A 22,114-nucleotide genomic window follows, 5' to 3' on the forward strand; every position below is an offset into this window, starting at 1 on the left:
GTGGGAGAGGGCTAGGGTGAGGGCATCAGACCGCACCGACCTACCATTCAGCCCACCGCAAATTCCTTATCCAGCCTGCTATAACCCAGCCCGTTAATTTTCTTCACCTTGATCTGCACCGGAATGCGCTCTTTCATCGCCTCAACGTGGCTGATCACGCCGATGGTTTTCCCGGTGGCGTTCAGCGCGTCGAGCGCATCCAGCGCGGTATCCAGCGTTTCACTGTCGAGCGTGCCGAACCCCTCATCCAGGAACAGGGAATCGATTCGCGTTTTATGGCTCACCAGATCGGAAAGGGCCAGCGCCAGCGCCAGGCTGACCAGGAAGCTCTCGCCGCCCGAGAGCGTGCGGGTATCGCGAACCGCATCCGCCTGCCAGGTATCGACCACTTCCAGCTCCAGCGCGTCGCTGGCCTTGCGCTGCAGCAGATAGCGGCCGTGCAGACGGTTAAGCTGCTGGTTAGCAAGCCAGACGAGATTGTCCAGCGTTAGCCCCTGCGCGAATTTACGGAACTTGTCGCCGGTGCTGGAGCCGATCAGCGCGTTCAGATAACCCCAGTCGTCCGCCTGGCGCGCGGCCTCTTCAATTTGCTGCATCAACGCCAGCTGGTGCTGACGGTTATCGCTGTCCTGCTTAAGCTGCTGGCGGATCTCGCCCTGATGCGTGGTGTTCTCGCGAAGCCGTTGCGCCAGCTGCTGCAGCTGGCTTTGCAGCGCAGGAGCATCGGCGTTGAGCCCTTCCGGCCGCAGCGCCAGATGAGCCTGCAGCTGCTGGTTAGCCTGGCCGGAAAGGGCTGCGGCCTGCTGTATCTGGCTTTCCAGCGACTGCTTCAGCTGTTCGAGGCGACGAATAGCGTCGTCATCCAGCAGCGCGGCAAGGAACGCGTCCCGATCGGCAAAGCAGCTCGCTGCGAGCGCCGCGGTGAACTGCGTCTGCGACTGCTGCAGGCGCTCTTGCTCCAGCTTTTCCTGCTGCTGCTGCGCGCTGAGCTGGCTTTGTAGCGACACGCATTCATCGTGAACGTCGCGCCAGCCGTCAGGAATGGCCGGTTCGGCCTCTTCGCCGTTCGTTTCCGGAAGCGTGTCGAGCAGCGGCTTCAGCGCGTTTATGCGTTCCAGAAGCACGCCGTGCTGCGTTTGTTTCTCCTGCCACTGCGCGAATTCCGCTTCGCGGGCGTGCAGCCAGGCGGCTTCATTGCCGTCTTCAGGTACGTTAAGCGATAGCGAGAGCAGGGTGTTTTCCAGCGCCTGGCGCGCGGCCGTCAGCTGCTGCTGATACTGTCGCTCCAGCACTTCCTGCTCGTTTAGCTGGTTTTGCAGGGTCAGACGCTGGCTCAACTGATAAAGCTGGCGCTCGTACTGTTCCTGCTCGTTCATCCATGGCGTGATATCTTCCTGAATATTCAACGCTATGTTCAGGGAAGCGCAGACCTCCATCCACTCTTTAGTGAGCGCTTGCTCTTCCTGAGAGAGAGTCTGCGCTTCGTCTGTCTCGCGCTGGATCTGCTGCGTCAGGGCATTAACCTGTCCCAGCACCAGCAGGCCTTCCTCTTTAAGCGCGGCGACCTCTTTTTCCAGGGTATCGCGGCGGCGCTGGTTATCCGTCAGCTCAAGCGACTGGTATTGCGCAACGGCGGGGTGTTCGCTGGAGCCGCACAGCGGACAGGGTTTGCCGGCCTCAAGCCGGGAACGATAGCTTTCCAGGTCTTTAATCGTCGCTTCGCGTTCGCAGAGGGCTTTAAGATCCAGAAAGTGCTGGTGTTTCTCTTTGTACTGCTGGCGACGCAGCGTCAGCGTTTCATTGAGTTTGTTTTGATCGGCCTGGGCCTTCTGCACGCTTTCACCGCTCTGGCGCAGGCGCTTTTGCAGCGGCTGATAGCGGGCATGCAGCGACGTCAGCCGCTGGCGCAGCGTGCGTGACCGGGACTGCTGCTCCATGGCCGCGCTGACCTCATCCGCCGTCAGCGTCAGCGCATTTTCCGGCATCTCAGCCAGCCTGTTGCGTAATTCACCCATCCGCGCAGCAAGCGAGGCTAACTGCGTTTTGTCGCGGTTAAGCTGTGAGAACTGGGCACGCCAGCCGGCAATTTCCTGCCCCAGCAGGCGATAGCGCTCGTGCTCCGCCAGCCACTGCGCCAGCGCCGTCAGTTCGGTCTGAAGCTGCTCATGATTACGCTGGGCGGTATGACGGATCCGCGCGCGCAGCGCGGTTTTGGCTTGTAAGCGAGTATTTACTTCAATAATTCGCTGCTGGGTTTGCGTCAGGCGCGCGGTTTGCTCCTGCTGGTGCTCCCAAAGCGGTCGAAGCTGGGCGGCGGGCAGAGCAAGCTGGAGCTTTGCCAGCTCTGGCGCAGCGTTCGTCAGCGCCTGTTGCGCCTGCTGCTGCATCGCGGTGACGCGCTGTTGCTCAAGCACGAGCTCATCATGGCGCGTAAGCCACTGAAAATCTTTCTGCTGGCTTTGCTGCTGAACCAGCAGGGTTTTCTCTTCGTCAGTAAGCGCCTGCAAACTTTGCTGCAACTGCTGCTGTTGCTCTTCGCTCAACAGCACGACGCCCGCCGCCTGCGCCTCGCACTTTTCAAGCACGCTGCGGGCGGCTTTGTGTTTCTCAAACACCATGGCGGAAATCTGTCCGTAGATCTCGGTGCCGGTCAGCTCTTCCAGCAGCTCGGCGCGATCGCTCGGCCTGGCATTAAGGAAGGCGGCAAACTGCCCCTGTGAGAGCAGCATCGAGCGGGTGAAGCGGCCATAGTCCAGCCCGGTGAGCGCAGCGGTTTGCTCCAGTTTATCCGTCACTTTGTCGGCCAGGATTTTGCCATCTTCGCAGCGCGCCAGCTCCACGCGCGGCGCCTGCAGGTTGCCGTCCGGCTGGTTGCGCGCGCGGTTCTGGCTCCAGAATGCGCGATAGGCGGTGCCTTTTACCTCGAACTCCACTTCCGCCAGGCACTCGGCGGTGTCGCGCGTCATCAGGTCGTTTTGCGCCTGAGAGACCTTCTGCAGTCGCGGCGTTTCGTGATAAAGCGCCAGACAGATGGCGTCGAGCAGGGTGGTTTTACCTGCTCCTGTCGCGCCAGTGATGGCAAACAGCCCGTTGCTGGCAAACGGCTCCGCGGTAAAGTCAATTTTCCACTCGCCCTTGAGGGAGTTGAGATTTTTCAGGCGCAGGCTCAAAATTTTCATGCGTTTTCTTCCTCATCATTGAGCGCATGCAGGGTATGGCTGAACAGTTCGCTGAGTCTTGCGCGCTTCGCGTCGTCAATTTCCTCCTGCGAGAGCCTGCGTTCAAACACCTCTTCAACCCGAAGCTCACTGAGCGTTTCACGTTGCGCGCTTAACAGAATTTTCTCGCGCTGCTCGCGGCTGCGGCGTACCAGTAAGACTTCGACGGGTAAATCTTCCGTCAGCGCCTGAATTTTACGCTGCATATCGTGCAGGTAGTCGTCGGTGGTGATTTCGATATCCAGCCAGACGGGCGGGTTAAGCGCCGCGCCGCGCCACTGCTCAAGCTGGGCGGTAATGGCGTCAAGATCGCCCTTCAGCACCGCCAGCGGCTGGGTGACCGGTACTTCCAGCGTCTCGACGGCGTGAAGTTTTCCCTCGGAGAAGCTCACCAGATGGACGGACTTGGCTTTGCCCGTTTCGTCAAAGCTGAGCGAAAGAGGCGAGCCGCAGTAGCGGATGTGCTCGCTGCCGCCGACGATCTGCGCCCGGTGTATGTGCCCGAGCGCAATGTAGTCGGCTGGCGGGAAGTTTTGCGCCGGAAAGGCATCCAGCGTGCCGATATAGATGTCGCGTACGGCGTCACTTTTACTGGCCCCGACGGTGGTGAGATGCCCGGTCGCAATCACCGGAATCGGCTGGTCGCCGCGCAGGGCGCAGGCATCGGCGTGCTGCTGGTGATAATAATCGGTGATGGCCTGCAGGAGATGCTGCTGTTTTTCCACGCCCGACAGCCCCGCCTGGCTTTGCACGATGTCGCGCGGCCGTAAAAAGGGAATGGGGCACAGTACCGCCCCCGGCGTGCCGTCGCGTTTTTTCAGGATCTGCGGGGGCTGCCCGGCGCTGGCGACGACCGTGGTATTGAGAAATGCCAGGATGTCACGAGATTCATTGAGCGTCGCGACGGAATCATGGTTGCCGGCGACAATCACCAGATGACAGCCGGTTTGCTGCAAATTCACCACGAAGCGGTTGTACAGTTCACGCGCATAGCTGGGGGGCGAGCCGGTATCAAAGATGTCACCCGCCACAATAATCGCGTCCACCTCGTGCGTCCGGGCCGTTTTCAGCAGCCAGTTCAGGAAGGCTTCATGTTCAGCCGCACGGCTTTTGCTGTAAAAATTTTGCCCCAGATGCCAGTCCGAGGTGTGAAGTATGCGCATAGCTGATCCGTGGCAAAAAAGAGAAAGCAGGATTATAAACGTTCAGAGACGGGAAAATAACCGCTGTAATAAAACAACGGTTTGCCCGTTATCGTGGTACTGTTTTTCATAAATCTGTCATAAATCTGACGCATAATGGCGCCGAATTACAAACTTGTAACTTAAATAAGATAAGACAGGGCATAGTATGGCGAGACGTATTCTGGTCGTAGAAGATGAAGCTCCAATTCGTGAAATGGTGTGCTTCGTGCTCGAGCAAAACGGCTTCCAGCCGGTTGAAGCGGAAGATTATGACAGCGCAGTGAACCAGCTGAATGAACCCTGGCCCGATCTGATTCTGCTGGACTGGATGTTGCCCGGCGGCTCCGGACTGCAGTTTATCAAACACCTGAAGCGTGAAGCGCTGACCCGCGACATCCCGGTTGTGATGCTCACGGCGCGCGGAGAAGAAGAGGATCGCGTGCGCGGTCTGGAGACCGGCGCGGACGATTACATTACTAAACCGTTCTCCCCAAAAGAGCTGGTTGCCCGCATTAAAGCCGTGATGCGCCGTATTTCGCCGATGGCGGTGGAAGAGGTGATTGAGATGCAGGGGCTGAGCCTTGACCCCACCTCACACCGCGTCATGACCGGTGAAAATCCCCTCGACATGGGGCCTACCGAATTTAAACTTCTGCACTTCTTTATGACCCACCCGGAACGCGTTTACAGCCGCGAGCAGTTGCTGAATAACGTCTGGGGAACTAACGTGTATGTCGAAGACCGGACGGTTGACGTACATATTCGCCGCCTGCGAAAAGCACTGGAACTGAGCGGCCACGATCGCATGGTGCAGACGGTCCGCGGCACGGGTTATCGTTTTTCTACCCGTTTCTGAACAATGACAGGAGTGTGACGCGTGCTGGAACGTCTGTCATGGAAAAGGCTCGTCTTTGAACTGATCTTATGCTGTATTCCGGCCTTCCTTCTGGGGGCCTTTCTTGGACACCTGCCGTGGTTTCTGCTGGCGTCGGTCACCGGGCTGCTGATCTGGCATTTCTGGAACCTGCTACGCCTCTCCTGGTGGCTGTGGGTTGACCGAAGTATGACGCCGCCGCCGGGAAGCGGCAGCTGGGAGCCGCTGCTGTACGGTCTGCATCAGATGCAGATGCGTAATAAAAAGCGTCGCCGCGAGCTGGGAAGCCTGATTAAGCGTTTTCGCAGCGGTGCAGAGTCGCTGCCGGATGCCGTTATTCTGACGACCGAAGAAGGGACGATCTTCTGGTGTAACGGCCTTGCGCAACAGCTGCTGGGCCTGCGCTGGCCCGATGATAATGGTCAGAATATCCTCAACCTTCTGCGCTATCCCGAGTTCACGCTGTATCTGAAAAAGCGTGATTTTACCCGCCCGCACAATCTGAAGCTCAATAATGGTCGCCATCTGGAAATCCGCGTGATGCCCTACAGCGATAAGCAGTGGCTGATGGTGGCGCGAGATGTCACCCAGATGCACCAGCTGGAAGGGGCGCGTCGCAACTTCTTCGCCAACGTCAGTCACGAACTGCGTACCCCGCTGACCGTGCTTCAGGGCTACCTGGAGATGATGCAGGAGCAAACGCTTGAAGGCGCGCCGCGTGAAAAAGCGCTGCACACCATGCGCGAGCAAACGCACCGGATGGAAGGGCTGGTGAAGCAGCTGCTGACGCTCTCGAAGATTGAAGCGGCGCCAACGCTTGCGCTAAATGAGACCATTGATGTCCCGATGATGCTGCGGGTCGTTGAGCGTGAAGCGCAGACGTTAAGCCACAAAAAGCATCACCTGACCTTTGAGGTCGACAATACGCTGAAGGTGCTGGGCAGCGAAGATGAACTGCGTAGCGCCATTTCCAACCTGGTGTATAACGCGGTGAATCATACGCCGGAGGGGACGAATATCGTGGTGCGCTGGCACCATGCCCCAACGGGGGCGGAGTTTAGCGTGGAAGACGACGGGCCGGGGATCGCGCCTGAGCATATTCCGCGTCTGACCGAGCGCTTTTACCGTGTGGATAAAGCGCGATCCCGGCAAACAGGCGGAAGCGGCCTGGGGCTGGCAATTGTGAAACACGCGGTGAATCACCATGAAAGCCGTCTCGATATTCAGAGTACGCTGGGTAAAGGAACCCGCTTCAGTTTCGTTATTCCGGAACGATTAATTGCCAAAAAGATCGCCTGACGGCAGGCGTGTCATTTTACCTTTCCACGGGTCAGCGTCTGCTGGCCCGTTTGCTTTGCAGTCAAGCGAAACGCGGATGAATTTTATACGGCTGACTGTTTTTTGTTCGCATGATTAGCCATGGGTTTTTCTTATAAATAGCGTATTGTTCTGACGTGTATTTTCATGCTGGCATATTGTTCTGGTTTTACGATCCCACCTTGCCTTTAAACGTTATAAGCGTTTAAATTGCGCCCCAGATACTGTCAGACCGACTGTATTTGCGTGGTAAATCGAAAAACTATTCTTCTCCACGCCAGGACGGGAGCATTTCCCGCTGAAATTGAGCAAATTTTCGGCTGTATCGTCCCGTCAGGGATATCGAAAATCTCAATGTTTTCAACACCACATCCACAGGCAGTAAGGTTTTATGACCCATCACTTAAAATCGCGTGACATCATCGCGCTGGGCTTTATGACATTTGCGCTGTTCGTTGGCGCAGGCAACATCATTTTCCCTCCAATGGTTGGCTTACAGGCGGGTGAACACGTCTGGACCGCCGCGTTTGGTTTCCTGATTACTGCAGTGGGTCTGCCGGTTCTGACCGTCGTCGCGCTGGCGAAAGTCGGCGGCGGTGTGGATAGCCTCAGCACCCCGATTGGCAAAGTGGCGGGCGTTCTGCTGGCAACCGTCTGCTATCTGGCCGTTGGCCCGCTGTTTGCGACCCCGCGTACGGCAACCGTGTCCTTCGAAGTGGGTATTGCTCCCCTGACCGGTGACGGTGCGATGCCGCTGTTTATCTACAGCCTGATCTACTTCGCGATCGTGATTCTGGTTTCCCTCTATCCGGGCAAGCTGCTGGATACCGTGGGTAACTTCCTGGCTCCGCTGAAAATTGTGGCGCTGATTGTTCTGGCTGTTGCGGCCATCGTCTGGCCAGCGGGCCCGATTAGCGACGCGATGGACGCCTATAAAAATGCCGCGTTCTCTAACGGCTTTGTGAACGGCTACCTGACGATGGATACGCTGGGCGCGATGGTGTTTGGTATCGTTATCGTTAACGCCGCGCGTTCCCGCGGTGTGACCGAAGCGCGTCTGCTGACCCGCTATACCATCTGGGCTGGCCTGATGGCCGGCGTGGGGCTGACGCTGCTTTATCTGGCGCTGTTCCGTCTGGGCTCCGACAGCGCCATGCTGGTCGATCAGAACGCCAACGGTGCGGCTATCCTGCACGCCTACGTTCAGCACACCTTCGGCGGTGCGGGCAGTATGCTGCTGGCAGCGCTCATCTTCCTTGCCTGTCTGGTGACGGCGGTTGGCCTGACCTGCGCCTGCGCAGAGTTCTTTGCACAGTATCTGCCGCTCTCTTACCGCACCCTGGTGTTTATCCTCGGCATCTTCTCCATGGCGGTGTCCAACCTCGGTCTGAGCCACCTGATTCAGGTCTCTATTCCGGTGCTGACGGCGATTTATCCGCCGTGTATCGTGCTGGTGGTGCTGAGCTTTACTCGCCCGTGGTGGAACAACTCTTCACGAATTATTGCGCCAGCCATGTTTATCAGCCTGATTTTTGGTATCCTTGACGGGATTAAAGCATCAGCTTTCGCGCACATACTGCCGGCATGGACACAGCGTCTGCCGCTGTCCGAGCAGGGTCTGGCCTGGCTGATGCCTACCGTTGTTGCACTGGTTCTGGCGATTATCTGGGACCGTGCTGCAGGGCGTCAGGTCGCATCGAACGCTCATTAATCAACGGCAACAAACTGTTTAACCACGGGGCTTAAGGCCCCGTGGTTTTTTGTTTTTTTCGTGTTGAATGGCAAGATTTAAATGGAAAGCACTAACAAACTTAAACGTGGATTGAGCACGCGCCACATCCGCTTTATGGCGCTGGGCTCTGCTATCGGCACCGGTCTTTTTTATGGCTCGGCAGATGCCATCAAAATGGCCGGTCCCAGCGTTCTGCTGGCGTACATCATCGGCGGCGTGGCGGCGTATATCATCATGCGCGCCCTCGGCGAAATGTCGGTTCACAACCCGTCCGCCAGCTCCTTCTCCCGCTACGCGCAGGAAAACCTCGGCCCGCTGGCCGGGTTTATCACCGGCTGGACCTACTGCTTTGAAATCCTGATTGTGGCGATTGCCGACGTGACGGCGTTTGGCATCTATATGGGCGTCTGGTTCCCGGCGGTGCCGCACTGGATTTGGGTGCTGAGCGTGGTGCTGATCATTTGCGCCGTCAACCTGATGAGCGTGAAGGTGTTCGGCGAGCTCGAATTCTGGTTCTCCTTCTTCAAGGTCGCCACCATCATCATCATGATCGTGGCCGGTTTCGGCATCATCATCTGGGGAATCGGCAACGGCGGGCAGCCGACCGGCATCCATAACCTCTGGAGCAACGGCGGCTTCTTCAGTAACGGCTGGCTCGGAATGGTCATGTCGCTGCAGATGGTGATGTTCGCCTACGGCGGCATCGAGATTATCGGTATCACCGCCGGGGAAGCGAAAGATCCGGAGAAATCCATTCCGCGCGCCATCAACTCGGTGCCGATGCGTATTCTGGTGTTCTACGTGGGCACGTTGTTCGTGATTATGTCCATCTACCCGTGGAATCAGGTCGGCACCAACGGTAGCCCGTTTGTTCTGACCTTCCAGCATATGGGCATTGCCTTTGCGGCCAGCATTCTGAACTTTGTGGTGCTCACCGCGTCACTCTCCGCGATCAACAGTGACGTCTTTGGCGTGGGCCGTATGCTGCACGGCATGGCGGAACAGGGCAGCGCGCCGAAGGTGTTCGCCAAAACCTCACGCCGCGGCACGCCGTGGGTAACCGTTGTGGTGATGACCGTGGCGCTGCTGTTCTCGGTTTACCTGAACTACATCATGCCGGAGAACGTCTTCCTGGTGATCGCATCGCTGGCGACCTTCGCGACGGTGTGGGTGTGGATTATGATCCTGCTGTCGCAGATTGCGTTCCGCCGTCGTCTGTCGCCGGATGAGGCGAAAGCGCTGAAGTTCAAAGTACCGGGCGGCGTTGCGACGACCGTCGTCGGGCTGATCTTCCTGGTGTTTATCATTGCCCTGATTGGCTACCATCCGGATACCCGCATTTCCCTGTACGTGGGCTGCGCGTGGATCGTCCTGCTGCTGGTGGGCTGGATGTTTAAATGCCGCCGTGACCGTCAGCTGGCGGAAGCGCAGTAATATTTGTATTACTTGTTCCGTGGAAGGGGATTGCCAGGCAATTTTTAACCTGAAGCGATGCATGTGGTTTCAGGAAAGTGAATGGCTTACAGCGATGCCCTGGTCCGGCTGTAAATCGCCGAAGCGTTTCCGTAAGGCCGGGGCGAGGCGCAGGGATGCGCCGAGAGGGCGTGGCCTGCATGGATGCAGGCTCATGCCCGACCCGATAGCCTGAAGGAATAAGCTGAGGGCACCGCGAAGCGGCGATTTACCGCCGGGAGCCCGGGTCGCCAGGGTGGTGGCGACTGAGCCACCCTGGCACGTTCACAGGCCATGGCATTCCAGAGTAGCAAGGAACATGAAGTGAACGGAATTACCCCAATAGCCGCATGTTTCCCCCTCACCCCAGCCCTCTCCCTCAAGGGAGAGGGAGCCGTCCGTGCGGGCATTATTACCTCCTCCCCCGTCCTCCTCCCCCAATAAATCACGTCATGGTGAGCTATCCTTAACCACCCTGTGGCAAGGTGACGTCAATTTCATCAGAGGGGATTCGTGATGTTAAACGCCTGGCACCTTCCGGTTGCCCCATTTGTTAAGCAAAACAAAGACAACCTTGTGATTACGCTCTGGCTGGCGGGGGAAAATCAGCCTGAACGCGTGACGCTCCGCGCCGAAATAGATAACGAAGAGACCGGCCTGAAAATGCACAAGCTGCGCAGCCAGCCGCAGCCGGGGATCACGGCGTGGCGGGCGAATATCGACCTGAATAGCGGGCAGCCGCGCCGCCGTTACAGTTTTAAGCTTTTGTGGAATAACCGCCAGCTGTGGTTTACCCCGCAGGGGGTTAGCCGTTTCCCGCCCGCACGGCTGGAGCAGTTTGCGGTCGATTACCCGGATAACGGCCCGCAGTGGGTTAACGATCAGGTGTTTTACCAGATTTTCCCGGACCGTTTTGCGCGCAGCGAAAAACGCACCGCCGACCAGGATAAGATCTATCACCACCATGCGGCGGGCCACGACATTATCCTGAAAGCGTGGGACGAGCCGTTAACCGCGCAGGCGGGTGGATCCACTTTTTACGGCGGCGATCTCGACGGCATCAGCGAAAAGCTGCCGTACCTGAAAAAGCTCGGCGTGACGGCGCTGTATCTCAACCCGGTGTTTAAAGCCCCGAGCGTGCACAAATACGATACCGAAGATTATCGCCACGTTGACGAACAGTTTGGCGGTGACGAGGCGCTGCTGCGCCTGCGAAAGAACACTCAAAACGAAGGCATGCGCCTGATTCTGGATGGCGTGTTCAACCACAGTGGAGATTCGCACGCCTGGTTTGACCGCCATAACCAGTCGATGGGCGGGGCGTGTCATAACCCGGAATCGCCGCAGCGCGACTGGTACAGCTTTAACGAGGAGGGCCGCGCGCTGGACTGGCTGGGCTACGCGAGCCTGCCGAAGCTGGATTTCCAGTCGCCAACGCTCGTGAATGAAATCTACGGCGGCGAAGACAGCATCGTCCGTCACTGGCTGAAGGCGCCGTGGAATATGGACGGCTGGCGGCTGGACGTGGTGCATATGCTCGGTGAAGCCGGCGGGGCGCGGAATAACCTTCAGCACGTCGCCGGGATTACGCGCTCGGCGAAAGCGGCCCAGCCGGAGGCGTTCGTCTTTGGCGAGCACTTTGGCGACGCGCGCCAGTGGCTGCAGAACGATGCGGAAGATGCGGCGATGAACTATCGCGGCTTTACCTTACCGCTGTGGGGATTCCTCGCTAACACCGACATCTCCTACGATCCGAATCATATCGACGCTGAAACCTGCATGGCGTGGATGGAGAACTATCGCGCCGGTCTGTCCCATCAGCAGCAGCTGCGGATGTTCAACCAGCTCGATAGCCACGATACCGCCCGCTTTAAATCCCTGCTTGGCAAGGATGTGGCGCGTCTGCCGCTGGCGGTGACCTGGCTCTTCACCTGGCCGGGCGTGCCGTGCATCTATTATGGAGACGAAGTGGGGCTGGACGGCAACAACGATCCGTTCTGCCGTAAAACCTTCCCGTGGGAGCCAGAGAAGCAGGACAAGGTGCTGTTCAGCCTGTATCAGCGGCTGGCGAAGCTGCGTAAGCAGAGTCTCGCCCTGCGCTACGGCGGCTGCCAGGTGGTATACGCCCACGATAACGTGGTGGTGTTTGCTCGCGTCTATAACCAGCAGCGCGTGCTGGTGGCGATTAACCGGGGCGAGGCCTGCGAAGTGGTGCTGGATGATTCACCGCTGCTAAAGGTGGCTGCGTGGAAGAATAAAGAGGGCAAGGCGACGATACAGGACGGCGTGCTGGCGCTGCCTGCGGTATCCGCGACGATCTGGTTCGGCAGTTAAGACCTGTTAATGTTTCCACCTTTTAAGATGGCGCAAATGCAACTATTTGTGTCAATCTTAACGGATCGTTTACGGTGAAGGTGGAAACATGGACGAGCTTTACATCCTTGGCTGTTTGTTCCTGGTTTTTGCGCTGGTGGTTGCGCCCGTGCTTGCGGTTATCGGCTTTAACCGAAGTACGGCGGCGCGACAGGAGATCGCCCGGCTACGCCAGCGCATTGAGGCGCTTGAGCAGCGCGACGTACCTGAAAGCGCGCCGGAGCCCGTGCAGCCTACCGCGCCAGTGGTTGAAGATGCTCCCGCGCCTGTCGACCCCTGGCGTTCCGATACTCCCGCAGCCGTGGCAGAACCCGCTCCGGCCCCGACGCCTGCGGCAAAACAGCCTTCTGCCTTTGGCGGCATCCTGACGTCGCTGGTGCGCTGGTTTATGCAGGGTAATCCGCTGGCGAAGCTTGGGATCCTGCTGCTTTTCCTCGGTCTTTCATTCCTGTTGCGCTATACCGTTGAACATTCCCTGTTCCCGCTTGAGCTGCGCCTCGTGGCAACGGCGCTGTTTGCCATCGTTCTGCTGGCGGTGGGGTGGCGGCTGCGGCATAAGCAGCGTGTCTATGCGCTGATCCTCCAGGGCGGGGCGACCGGCGTGCTCTACCTGACGGTGTTTGGCGCATTCCGGCTCTGGCAAATGCTGCCGATGACGCTGGCCTTTGCGCTTCTGGTGGTGATTTGCGCCGCGAGCGTTGGGCTGGCCGTGTTGCAGAAAGCGCTGAGCCTGGCCATGCTGGCGAGCCTCGGCGGGTATCTTGCGCCGCTGCTGTTGTCCACCGGGGGCGGCAGCTTTGTGGCGCTGTTCTCATTCTATCTCCTGCTTTCCATCGGGATTCTCGCTATCAGCATCTGGCAGCACTGGCGCGAGCTGAACCTGCTCGGGCTGCTGTTTACGTTCGGCGTGGGCGGCCTGTGGGGGCTGAATGACTACCAGCCTGAAGACTATTGGATCTGCCAGCTGTTCCTGATTGCCAATACGCTGATATTCGGCGTCCTGAGCGTGGCGCTGTCGCTGCGGGCGCAGGAGAAAGGGAAGCAGATTATCGACGGCGTGTTGCTGTTTGCCCCGCCGCTGATCGGTTTCGGGATGCAGTACGGCATGACCCGGCACTGGGAGTATGGCCCGGCCCTGAGCGCGCTGGGATACGGCGCATTTTATCTTACCCTCGCGTCCCTTGCGCTGCGGCGCTATCCCTCCCTCGGACGACCGCTGGTCATGGCGGCGCTGGCCATCGGCGGCGGATTTGCCACGCTCGCCATTCCGCTGGCGCTGTCGGCGCGCTGGACGGCGATGGCCTGGGCGCTGGAAGGGCTGGGTATCCTCTGGCTGGGCGTACAGCAGCACCAGCGTCGCATGTGCTATAGCGGGACGGCGCTGCTGGTGCTGGCGCTCGGCAGCGCGCTGTGGGCGCAGACGAACGGCGTTACGTCCCTCAGCCTGCTGCTGATCTTCACCATCCTCAGCCTTTGCTGGCTGGCTGCGGCCTGGCTGTGGCGGACTCTCTTTCTGCCGGTCTGCCGGGCGCTGCTGGCAGGCGGGCTGCTGTTCTGGCTCGTGGCGCTATTGGGCGCATCGCGGCTGGCACTGACGAAGGAATTACCCATTCTGGCGGGCGTGCTGGCGCTGACGGCGGCGTCGGTCTGGGGCTGGCGGCAGGCGGCGGCTCGTCTGGCGTGGCGGGAGCTGGATGCCAGCAAATGGCTGCTGTGGCCGGTTATGCTGCTGATGGTGGGTTATCAGCTCTGGCACCAGCAGATCGTTGCCGCCGGCTGGTCAAATCTCGCCTGGTGCGTTGCGCTTCCTGCCGCGCTGATGCTGCTGCGGCGCGACGGTGAAAGACTCCTGCCGCGCATCGCGATGGGGCTGCATTTGTCGCTGTTCTGGATGATTTTGCTGGCGCTGGCCGCGGAGCTTTACTGGTTTACCCGTTCGCTGCCGTGGGGCATGGCGGCCTGGGGCAGCGGACTGGCGATGGCAGCAGGCGGCGGGGTGATTATGGGACTCTCTGCAGCCGTACGGCGTCGCGGGTGGCCGTTCCGGGAGTGGCCTGCGCTCTACGCCTGCCTGGCACCGATCCCCGCGGTCGTGGCGCTGCTGGTACTGCTGGTGGTGACCAATTTCCAGGACGGCGTGGTCTATCGTCAGACCTGGCTGCCGCTGGTAAACCCGCTTGAGGAAGGCGCGGCGTTCGCATTGCTGGGGCTGGTGGTCTTTTATCGGGCGGTGGATCGCTACTACCCGGCGTGGCTCTCGCAGGCCCGCCCGTGGCCTGCCGTCGCGATGATGGCGTTTGGCTTCTGGTGGCTTAACGGTGCGCTGATGCGCGCCCTGGCCTGGTACGGCGACGTGGCCTGGAATATGGCATCGCTGTGGGATTCGCGGCTTATCCAGACCAGTTTTGCCCTGTTCTGGATGCTGAGCGCGCTGGTGGTCATGATCCATGCCACCCGTCGGGCTTCCCGGCAGGAGTGGCTCTGCGGTGCCGCGCTGCTGGGCGTGGTGATGGTTAAACTGATGCTGGTGGACAGCGCGGGCGGAGGCGGTTTGTCGCGCGCGGTGGCGTTTATCGGCGTGGCGATACTGGTTCTGATCGTGGGGTATTTCTCACCGCTACCGCCCAAAACAGGAGATGAAAAATGAAATGGATGAAAGCGGTAGCCTGTACCGCACTGCTGGCGCTTTCCGGCCCGGCGTTCTGCGACGAGGGACAAACGGAATCGCCCCGGGACTATGCTTTTGGTCTTTCACTGGATACGTCTGTTCCTTCCCAGTGGTATCGGGTGATGCTGCCGCTCGCCGTCTATGAGCAAAGCACGTCGCCGGATCTGCATGATGTCCGCGTCTTTAACCAGTCGGGCGAGCCGGTTCCCTTCAGCCTGGTCAGCGCGACGCGTCCGCAGGTGCCAGCGCAATCCACCGCGCTGCGCCTTTTCCCGCTGGACGCCTCGCCGCTAGCGGCTTCGCAAGGATCCGGTGATAGCGATAAGATCCTGCTCCGTTCCGGAAGCGGCGTTGAGATTGTGCTGGAGGGGCAAAAAGCCGCCGCAGCCGGGCAACATTATCTGCTGACCCTGCCGGAACAGGCGACGGGCGAGATCGCTATATCCCAGCTGCAGCTGCTCTGGAATACCCCGCAGACGCCGTGGCAGGGAACGGCGTCGGTCTATTACAGCGAGGATCTTAAGCGCTGGTATACCCTGCGCGAGGATATGCCATTGCTGGACGTCGTCAGCGGTCAGGATCGTCTTAAGCTCGATCGGATCGATACCGATACGGTTTTATCTCCCGATGCGAATCGCTATCTCATGGTGGTGCTGAATGCGCAGAGCCAGGGGATAACCTTGACCGGCGTAAACGCAATCAGCGCACCTGCGCAGGCGGCCCCGGAAGCTATCGACCTTGAGGGGGAAGGGGAGCAGCTATCGACAAGCGAAGCACAGTGGCACTGGGCGCGCCCGCAGCCGCTGAGTGCTGTCAGCCTCTCACTGAATGGCGATGGCGTCCTTCCCGTGGAGATCGCGTGGCGGAGTACGGAAAAAGACGCATGGCATCCTCTGAAGAAAGAGGTTCTTTACCGTCTTGAGGGAAAAACGTCGCCACCGGTTTCGCTTAACGGGGGCCTGGTGCAGGCAGTGAAAATCACGACGCTGAATGCGCGTCTGCCAGAATACCTGCCGGGCGTCACGGGACATCGCGACCGCTATGACCTGGTGTTCAACGCGCAGGGGAAAGCGCCGTACGTGCTCGCCTGGGGCAACGGCGCCGCGAAGCCTGCCAGCGTGGAGCCCGGCATGCTGATCCCAGCCGACCTGCGCAAGACTTATGATATGGCGAACCTGCCGCAGGCCGACATGCTGGATGATGTCGCATTAGGCGGCCAGGAGCGTCTGACCGCTACCTCTGCGGCCGAGCGGGAGAGCAGGATGAACACGCTGCTGGTATGGGGCGTGCTGATTGCGGGAGTGATTCTGCTGGCGGGCATGGCCTGGCGTATCTGGCGAGAGACGCAGCGTAAGGCATAAAAAAAGGCCCGCATAAGCGGGCCTTTTTCGTAAACCGTGCCGATTACAGGCTGGATACGTTCTCAGACAGGTATTTAGCCACGCCGTCTGGAGACGCGTTCATGCCTTCTTTACCTTTTTCCCACTGAGCCGGGCACACTTCGCCGTGCTCTTCGTGGAACTGCAGCGCGTCAACCATGCGCAGCATTTCGTCGATGTTACGACCCAGCGGCAGATCGTTCACAACCTGGTGACGAACGATGCCGTTTGCGTCGATCAGGAAGGAACCACGCAGCGCAACGCCAGCGTCCGGATGTTCGATACCGTAAGCCTGCTGGATTTCGCGTTTGATGTCCGCAACCATTGCGTATTTCACCGCACCGATGCCGCCTTTGTCGACAGGGGTGTTACGCCATGCGTTGTGTACAAATTCAGAGTCGAAGGAGACGCCAACAACTTCCACGCCACGCTTCTGGAATTCTTCATAACGTTTGTCGAAGGCAATCAGCTCAGACGGGCAAACGAAAGTGAAGTCCATTGGCCAGAAGAACAGAACGGTCGCTTTACCGTTGGTGTGCTGTTTGAAGTTGAAGTTTTCAACGATTTCACCGTTGCCCAGAACTGCTGCAGCTGTAAAATCCGGAGCCGGACGAGTTACCAGAACCATATGATTCTCCTGTAGATACTAAGGTTATTTGGAACGCAACGCGAGCCAGTATAGAGAGTGTTCATGGATAAGACAAAGAGGTGGTGACAATCGTTCCGCCAGCTTTTACCTATCAATGTGAATTCTGTCAGAGCTGTTTGTTTTTCGCCTGCACCATCATCCGCGGGTAAAACTGCCAGAAACGCGCTTCCAGGGCATCGTAATGTTCATCCAGGTCATACCAGGAATCCCGCAGCGCATCCAGTCGCGGTCGGCGGCTCGCCATCCCGTTCAGCACGTTCTGGATGAAATCCATCTCGCGATAGCGCTCCAGCCAGCGTTCCGACCATAAATAGTTATTCAGATTCACAAAGCGCGGCGGCGAGTCGGGCAGAATGATCGACACCTGCTGGTGGGCATAGTGCACAAACGCCGGCAAGGGCATCTCCGGCGACAGCTGTTCCCAGTGGCGCGACAGAAAGTGATCCCACATCACGTCGAGCGTGATCGGCGCAACGCGGCGCGTTTCAGGGCGAAACCACGCTTTGGCTTCCGTCACTTCCGGCAGCTTATCCGTCAGTACGTCGATGCGGCGGTGCATAAAAATCCCGTCGACAACCTCAGGGGAATAGTCCTCAGCGGGGTTGCCGCGTACGAAATCGGCCAGCAAATTGCCGGACAGGGAGCTGTCAGCGAGGTGAGCGAGATGCAGGTGAGCGAGAAAATTCATGCGTTTTATTTGTCCGGGGGCGGCTAGTTGTTGCAGCAAAAGGGTGTGAGCACTAGACTATGCCGCCTGTTTTTAAGTCACGAGTATACGTCATGCGCGTCGCCGATTTCTCCTTTGAACTACCTGAATCCCTGATTGCTCACTATCCCATGTCTGAGCGCAGCAGCTGTCGCTTACTGTCACTGGATGGGCCAACGGGCGAGCTGACGCACGGTACTTTCACCGATTTGCTCGACAAGCTCAACCCTGGCGATCTGCTGGTCTTTAATAATACCCGCGTGATCCCGGCGCGCCTGTTTGGCCGTAAAGCCAGCGGCGGCAAGATTGAAGTGCTGGTCGAACGTATGCTCGATGATAAACGTATTCTGGCACATATTCGCGCCTCCAAGGCGCCGAAGCCGGGCGCTGAACTGCTGCTGGGCGATGATGAGAGCATCAAAGCGACCATGACCGCGCGCCACGATGCGCTGTTTGAGGTGGCGTTCGATGACGAACGCACGGTGCTCGATATCCTGAACGCCATCGGCCACATGCCGCTGCCGCCGTATATTGAGCGTCCGGACGAAGAGGCCGACCGCGAGCTGTACCAGACCGTCTACAGCCAGAAGCCTGGCGCCGTCGCTGCGCCGACCGCGGGCCTGCATTTTGATGAGCCGCTGCTGGAGAAACTGCGCGCGAAGGGCGTGGAGATGGCGTTCGTGACGCTGCACGTCGGCGCGGGAACCTTCCAGCCGGTGCGCGTGGACAGCATTGAAGATCACATCATGCACTCTGAGTATGCCGAAGTGCCTCAGGATGTGGTGGACGCGGTGCTGGCGGCGAAAGCGCGCGGTAGCCGCGTAGTGGCGGTCGGTACAACGTCCGTGCGCTCACTCGAGAGCGCCGCGCAGGCGGCGAAGCGCAATCTTATCGAGCCGTTCTTTGGCGATACGCAGATCTTTATCTACCCGGGCTATCAGTACAAAGTGATTGACGCGCTGGTGACCAACTTCCATCTGCCTGAATCGACGTTGATTATGCTGGTGTCGGCATTTGCCGGTTATCAGAACACGATGTCGGCCTACAAGTCTGCGGTAGAACAAAAATATCGCTTTTTTAGCTACGGGGACGCGATGTTTATCACGTACAATCCGCTGGCTTTGAATGAGCGTGTCGGGGAATAAGTCCGCGGCACCGTTTTACAACGTTGGACTGTTTTTCTGACGTCGGAGAAAAAATGAAATTTGAACTCGATACCACCGATGGCCGCGCGCGTCGCGGTCGCCTGGTGTTTGATCGCGGCGTGGTGGAAACCCCCGCGTTTATGCCTGTGGGCACTTACGGCACCGTAAAAGGGATGACGCCGGAAGAAGTAGAAGCCACTGGCGCACAGATTATCCTCGGCAACACCTTCCATCTGTGGCTGCGTCCTGGTCAGGAGATCATGAAGCTCCACGGCGACCTGCACGATTTCATGCAGTGGAAAGGCCCAATCCTGACCGACTCCGGCGGCTTCCAGGTCTTCAGCCTGGGCGATATCCGCAAGATCACCGAGCAGGGCGTACACTTCCGTAACCCGATCAACGGCGATCCGATTTTCCTCGATCCCGAAAAATCGATGGAGATTCAGTACGATCTCGGCTCTGACATCGTAATGATCTTCGACGAATGTACGCCGTATCCGGCCGACTGGGATTACGCAAAACGCTCCATGGAGATGTCTCTGCGCTGGGCGAAGCGTAGCCGTGACCGTTTTGACTCGCTGCAGAACAAAAATTCGCTGTTCGGCATTATCCAGGGCAGCGTTTACGAAGATTTACGCGATATCTCTGTTAAAGGTCTGGTAGAGATAGGTTTTGATGGCTACGCTGTCGGCGGTTTGGCTGTGGGTGAGCCGAAGGAAGACATGCACCGCATTCTGGAGCATGTCTGCCCGCAAATCCCGGCGGATAAACCACGATACCTGATGGGCGTGGGTAAACCAGAAGATCTGGTTGAAGGCGTACGCCGCGGCATTGATATGTTCGACTGCGTCATGCCAACCCGCAACGCGCGTAACGGTCATTTGTTCGTTACCGATGGCGTGGTGAAAATCCGTAACGCGAAGCATAAGAGTGACACCAGCCCGCTCGATTCCGAGTGCGATTGCTATACCTGTCGCAATTATTCTCGCGCGTATCTGCATCATCTCGATCGTTGCAACGAGATTTTGGGCGCGCGTCTCAATACCATTCATAATCTTCGTTATTATCAGCGCTTAATGGCTGGTTTACGTAAGGCTATCGAAGAGGGTAAATTAGAGAGCTTCGTGACCGATTTCTACCAACGTCAGGGGCGGGATGTTCCACCGTTGAACGTTGATTAATTTTAATAATGAGGGAATTTGAATGAGCTTTTTTATTTCTGATGCGGTAGCGGCAACAGGTGCTCCAGCGCAGGGCAGCCCGATGTCTCTGATTCTGATGCTGGTTGTGTTCGGTCTGATCTTCTACTTCATGATCCTGCGTCCACAGCAGAAGCGCACCAAAGAGCACAAAAACCTGATGAACTCCATTGCCAAAGGCGATGAAGTACTGACTAACGGTGGTCTGGTGGGTCGCGTAACCAAAGTGGCTGAAAACGGCTACATTGCTATCGCCCTGAACGACACCACTGAAGTGGTCATCAAACGTGACTTCGTAGCTGCCGTTCTGCCGAAAGGCACCATGAAGGCGCTGTAATCCCAACTTTTCCCAAAGGGAACTGCCGTGTTAAACCGTTATCCTTTGTGGAAGTACATCATGCTGGTCGTCGTGATTCTCGTCGGCCTGCTGTACGCGCTTCCCAACCTGTATGGTGAGGATCCGGCTGTTCAAATCACTGGCGCGCGCGGTGTTGCCGCCAGTGAGCAAACGCTGATCCAGGTCCAGAAAACGTTACAAGAAGAAAAAATTACCGCTAAGTCTGTGGCTCTGGAAGAGGGTGCAATTCTTGCTCGCTTCGACACCACCGACACGCAGCTCCGCGCTCGCGAAGCGCTGATGGGCGTGCTGGGTGACAAATACGTCGTGGCGCTTAACCTTGCCCCTGCAACCCCGCGTTGGCTGGCTGCGATGAAAGCAGAGCCAATGAAACTCGGTCTTGACCTGCGTGGCGGCGTTCACTTCCTGATGGAAGTGGATATGGATACCGCGCTTGGCAAGCTGCAGGAACAGAATATCGACAGCCTGCGCAGCGATCTGCGTGATAAAGGCATCGCTTACACCACCGTGCGTAAAGAAGATAACTACGGCATGAGCATCACGTTCCGCGACAGCGCGGCGCGCGATCAGGCTGTAGATTACCTGACCCAACGTCACCGTGACCTGGTGATCACCTCTCAGGGCAGCAACCAGCTGCGCGCGGTGATGACCGATGCGCGTCTGAAAGAAGCGCGTGAATATGCCGTTCAGCAGAACATCAACATTCTGCGCAACCGTGTAAACCAGCTGGGCGTGGCTGAGCCGCTGGTGCAGCGTCAGGGTGCTGACCGTATCGTGGTTGAACTGCCGGGTATCCAGGATACCGCGCGTGCGAAAGAGATTCTGGGTGCGACCGCAACCCTGGAATTCCGTCTGGTGAACTCCAACGTCGATCAGTCCGCTGCCGCCGCAGGGCGTATTCCGGGTGACTCCGAAGTGAAACAGACCCGCGAAGGTCAGCCAGTTGTGCTGTACAAACGCGTGATTCTGACCGGTGACCACATCACCGACTCCACCTCGAGCCAGGACGAATACAACCAGCCGCAGGTTAACATCTCGCTGGATAGCGCGGGTGGTAACATCATGTCTAACTTCACCAAGGACAACATCGGTAAACCGATGGCGACCCTGTTCGTGGAGTACAAAGACAGCGGCAAGAAAGATGCAAACGGTCGTGCGGTGCTGGTGAAAGAGGAAGAGGTGATTAACATCGCCAACATCCAGTCTCGTCTGGGTAACAGCTTCCGTATTACCGGTATCAACAACCCGAACGAAGCGCGTCAGCTCTCCCTGCTGCTGCGTGCCGGTGCGCTGATTGCGCCAATTCAGATTGTTGAAGAACGTACCATTGGTCCAACTCTGGGTATGCAAAACATCCAGCAGGGTCTGGAAGCGTGTCTGGCCGGTCTGGTGGTCTCAATCCTCTTCATGATCTTCTTCTATAAGAAGTTTGGTCTGATTGCGACCTCCGCGCTGATCGCCAACCTGGTGCTTATCATCGGCATTATGTCCCTGCTGCCGGGGGCGACGCTGACCATGCCGGGCATTGCAGGTATCGTTCTTACCCTTGCGGTGGCGGTCGACGCCAACGTACTGATTAACGAACGTATCAAAGAAGAGTTGAGCAACGGTCGCTCTGTTCAGCAGGCGATTGACGAAGGCTATAAAGGCGCGTTCAGCTCCATCTTCGATGCGAACGTAACAACACTGATTAAGGTTCTTATCCTGTATGCAGTGGGTACTGGCGCGATCAAAGGCTTTGCGATTACAACCGGTATCGGTGTCGCAACGTCAATGTTTACCGCTATTGTCGGCACCCGTGCCATCGTGAACCTGCTGTACGGCGGCAAGCGCGTCAAAAAGCTGTCTATCTGAGGAGTG

Annotated in this window: 15 protein-coding genes; 11 read left to right on the top strand and 4 right to left on the bottom strand. The window is 58.1% G+C overall.

The window, feature by feature from the left end; translation table 11 throughout:
* Nucleotides 1–47: 47 nt before the first annotated feature.
* Both sbcC and sbcD read right to left on the bottom strand, forming a co-directional pair.
* Nucleotides 48–3,179, bottom strand: a complete 3,132-nt coding sequence (gene sbcC / locus IM317_RS08025) for an exonuclease subunit SbcC (protein WP_033144750.1) — start codon at nt 3,177–3,179, stop codon at nt 48–50.
* Nucleotides 3,176–4,381: an exonuclease subunit SbcD gene (gene sbcD, locus IM317_RS08030; protein ID WP_033144751.1), complete on the bottom strand. Its 1,206-nt coding sequence runs from the start codon at nt 4,379–4,381 to the stop codon at nt 3,176–3,178. The genes sbcC and sbcD overlap by 4 nt, the downstream gene beginning before the upstream one ends.
* A gap of 187 nt (nt 4,382–4,568) precedes the next feature.
* On the opposite strand from sbcD, the gene phoB reads away from it, so the two are divergent.
* The 7 genes from phoB (at nt 4,569) to IM317_RS08065 (ending at nt 16,179) form a co-directional block, all read left to right on the top strand.
* Nucleotides 4,569–5,258, top strand: a complete 690-nt coding sequence (gene phoB / locus IM317_RS08035; protein WP_008503265.1) for a phosphate response regulator transcription factor PhoB — start codon at nt 4,569–4,571, stop codon at nt 5,256–5,258.
* 21 nt (nt 5,259–5,279) lie between these two features.
* Complete coding sequence (phoR, locus tag IM317_RS08040; RefSeq protein WP_033144752.1) at nt 5,280–6,575, top strand: phosphate regulon sensor histidine kinase PhoR; 1,296 nt, start codon at nt 5,280–5,282, stop codon at nt 6,573–6,575.
* Nucleotides 6,576–6,984: 409 nt separating this feature from the next.
* A complete protein-coding gene (brnQ, locus tag IM317_RS08045) occupies nt 6,985–8,304 on the top strand; it encodes a branched-chain amino acid transporter carrier protein BrnQ (protein ID WP_024906795.1) in 1,320 nt (439 codons plus the stop codon).
* A gap of 81 nt (nt 8,305–8,385) precedes the next feature.
* Nucleotides 8,386–9,759: a proline-specific permease ProY gene (gene proY / locus IM317_RS08050; RefSeq protein ID WP_033144753.1), complete on the top strand. Its 1,374-nt coding sequence runs from the start codon at nt 8,386–8,388 to the stop codon at nt 9,757–9,759.
* Nucleotides 9,760–10,293: 534 nt separating this feature from the next.
* Nucleotides 10,294–12,111: a maltodextrin glucosidase gene (gene malZ, locus IM317_RS08055; protein WP_033144754.1), complete on the top strand. Its 1,818-nt coding sequence runs from the start codon at nt 10,294–10,296 to the stop codon at nt 12,109–12,111.
* An 88-nt stretch (nt 12,112–12,199) separates the two neighbouring features.
* Nucleotides 12,200–14,797 carry a DUF2339 domain-containing protein gene (locus tag IM317_RS08060; protein ID WP_033144755.1) on the top strand — a complete coding sequence of 866 codons (2,598 nt, stop codon included), beginning with the start codon at nt 12,200–12,202 and terminating at the stop codon, nt 14,795–14,797.
* Nucleotides 14,794–16,179 (top strand): DUF3999 domain-containing protein, encoded by a 1,386-nt coding sequence (locus tag IM317_RS08065; protein ID WP_033144756.1) that lies wholly within the window; start codon nt 14,794–14,796, stop codon nt 16,177–16,179. The genes IM317_RS08060 and IM317_RS08065 overlap by 4 nt, the downstream gene beginning before the upstream one ends.
* Nucleotides 16,180–16,222: 43 nt before the next feature.
* Here the strand turns inward: IM317_RS08065 and IM317_RS08070 are convergent, their stop codons facing one another.
* Nucleotides 16,223–16,825: a peroxiredoxin gene (locus tag IM317_RS08070; RefSeq protein ID WP_014168840.1), complete on the bottom strand. Its 603-nt coding sequence runs from the start codon at nt 16,823–16,825 to the stop codon at nt 16,223–16,225.
* A 127-nt stretch (nt 16,826–16,952) separates the two neighbouring features.
* The gene (acpH, locus tag IM317_RS08075; RefSeq protein WP_033144757.1) at nt 16,953–17,534 is read right to left on the bottom strand and encodes an ACP phosphodiesterase; all 582 of its coding nucleotides are present in this window, start codon (nt 17,532–17,534) and stop codon (nt 16,953–16,955) included.
* 92 nt (nt 17,535–17,626) lie between these two features.
* Between acpH and queA the strand changes: the two genes are divergently transcribed.
* From queA to secD, 4 genes are read left to right on the top strand one after another with little or no spacing between them, the layout of a single operon-like run.
* Nucleotides 17,627–18,697: a tRNA preQ1(34) S-adenosylmethionine ribosyltransferase-isomerase QueA gene (gene queA / locus IM317_RS08080; RefSeq protein WP_033144758.1), complete on the top strand. Its 1,071-nt coding sequence runs from the start codon at nt 17,627–17,629 to the stop codon at nt 18,695–18,697.
* 53 nt (nt 18,698–18,750) lie between these two features.
* A complete protein-coding gene (gene tgt / locus IM317_RS08085) occupies nt 18,751–19,878 on the top strand; it encodes a tRNA guanosine(34) transglycosylase Tgt (RefSeq protein WP_033144759.1) in 1,128 nt (375 codons plus the stop codon).
* A gap of 22 nt (nt 19,879–19,900) precedes the next feature.
* Complete coding sequence (gene yajC / locus IM317_RS08090) at nt 19,901–20,233, top strand: preprotein translocase subunit YajC (RefSeq protein ID WP_003859109.1); 333 nt, start codon at nt 19,901–19,903, stop codon at nt 20,231–20,233.
* Nucleotides 20,234–20,260: 27 nt separating this feature from the next.
* Nucleotides 20,261–22,108: a protein translocase subunit SecD gene (secD, locus tag IM317_RS08095; protein ID WP_071884810.1), complete on the top strand. Its 1,848-nt coding sequence runs from the start codon at nt 20,261–20,263 to the stop codon at nt 22,106–22,108.
* The last annotated feature ends 6 nt before the right edge of the window (nt 22,109–22,114 follow it).

The sequence above is a fragment of the Enterobacter cloacae complex sp. S3 genome (genome assembly GCF_014930495.1).
Classification (GTDB): Bacteria; Pseudomonadota; Gammaproteobacteria; order Enterobacterales; family Enterobacteriaceae; genus Enterobacter; species Enterobacter asburiae_B.

Bases quoted from the DNA above. Each gene is read 5' to 3' on its own strand.
- sbcC (WP_033144750.1), bottom strand. From the start codon at position 3,179: ATGAAAATTTTGAGCCTGCGCCTGAAAAATCTCAACTCCCTCAAGGGC.
- tgt (WP_033144759.1), top strand. From the start codon at position 18,751: ATGAAATTTGAACTCGATACCACCGATGGCCGCGCGCGTCGCGGTCGC.
- malZ (WP_033144754.1), top strand. From the start codon at position 10,294: ATGTTAAACGCCTGGCACCTTCCGGTTGCCCCATTTGTTAAGCAAAAC.
- queA (WP_033144758.1), top strand. From the start codon at position 17,627: ATGCGCGTCGCCGATTTCTCCTTTGAACTACCTGAATCCCTGATTGCT.
- brnQ (WP_024906795.1), top strand. From the start codon at position 6,985: ATGACCCATCACTTAAAATCGCGTGACATCATCGCGCTGGGCTTTATG.
- phoB (WP_008503265.1), top strand. From the start codon at position 4,569: ATGGCGAGACGTATTCTGGTCGTAGAAGATGAAGCTCCAATTCGTGAA.
- IM317_RS08070 (WP_014168840.1), bottom strand. From the start codon at position 16,825: ATGGTTCTGGTAACTCGTCCGGCTCCGGATTTTACAGCTGCAGCAGTT.
- yajC (WP_003859109.1), top strand. From the start codon at position 19,901: ATGAGCTTTTTTATTTCTGATGCGGTAGCGGCAACAGGTGCTCCAGCG.
- acpH (WP_033144757.1), bottom strand. From the start codon at position 17,534: ATGAATTTTCTCGCTCACCTGCATCTCGCTCACCTCGCTGACAGCTCC.
- IM317_RS08060 (WP_033144755.1), top strand. From the start codon at position 12,200: ATGGACGAGCTTTACATCCTTGGCTGTTTGTTCCTGGTTTTTGCGCTG.
- IM317_RS08065 (WP_033144756.1), top strand. From the start codon at position 14,794: ATGAAATGGATGAAAGCGGTAGCCTGTACCGCACTGCTGGCGCTTTCC.
- proY (WP_033144753.1), top strand. From the start codon at position 8,386: ATGGAAAGCACTAACAAACTTAAACGTGGATTGAGCACGCGCCACATC.
- sbcD (WP_033144751.1), bottom strand. From the start codon at position 4,381: ATGCGCATACTTCACACCTCGGACTGGCATCTGGGGCAAAATTTTTAC.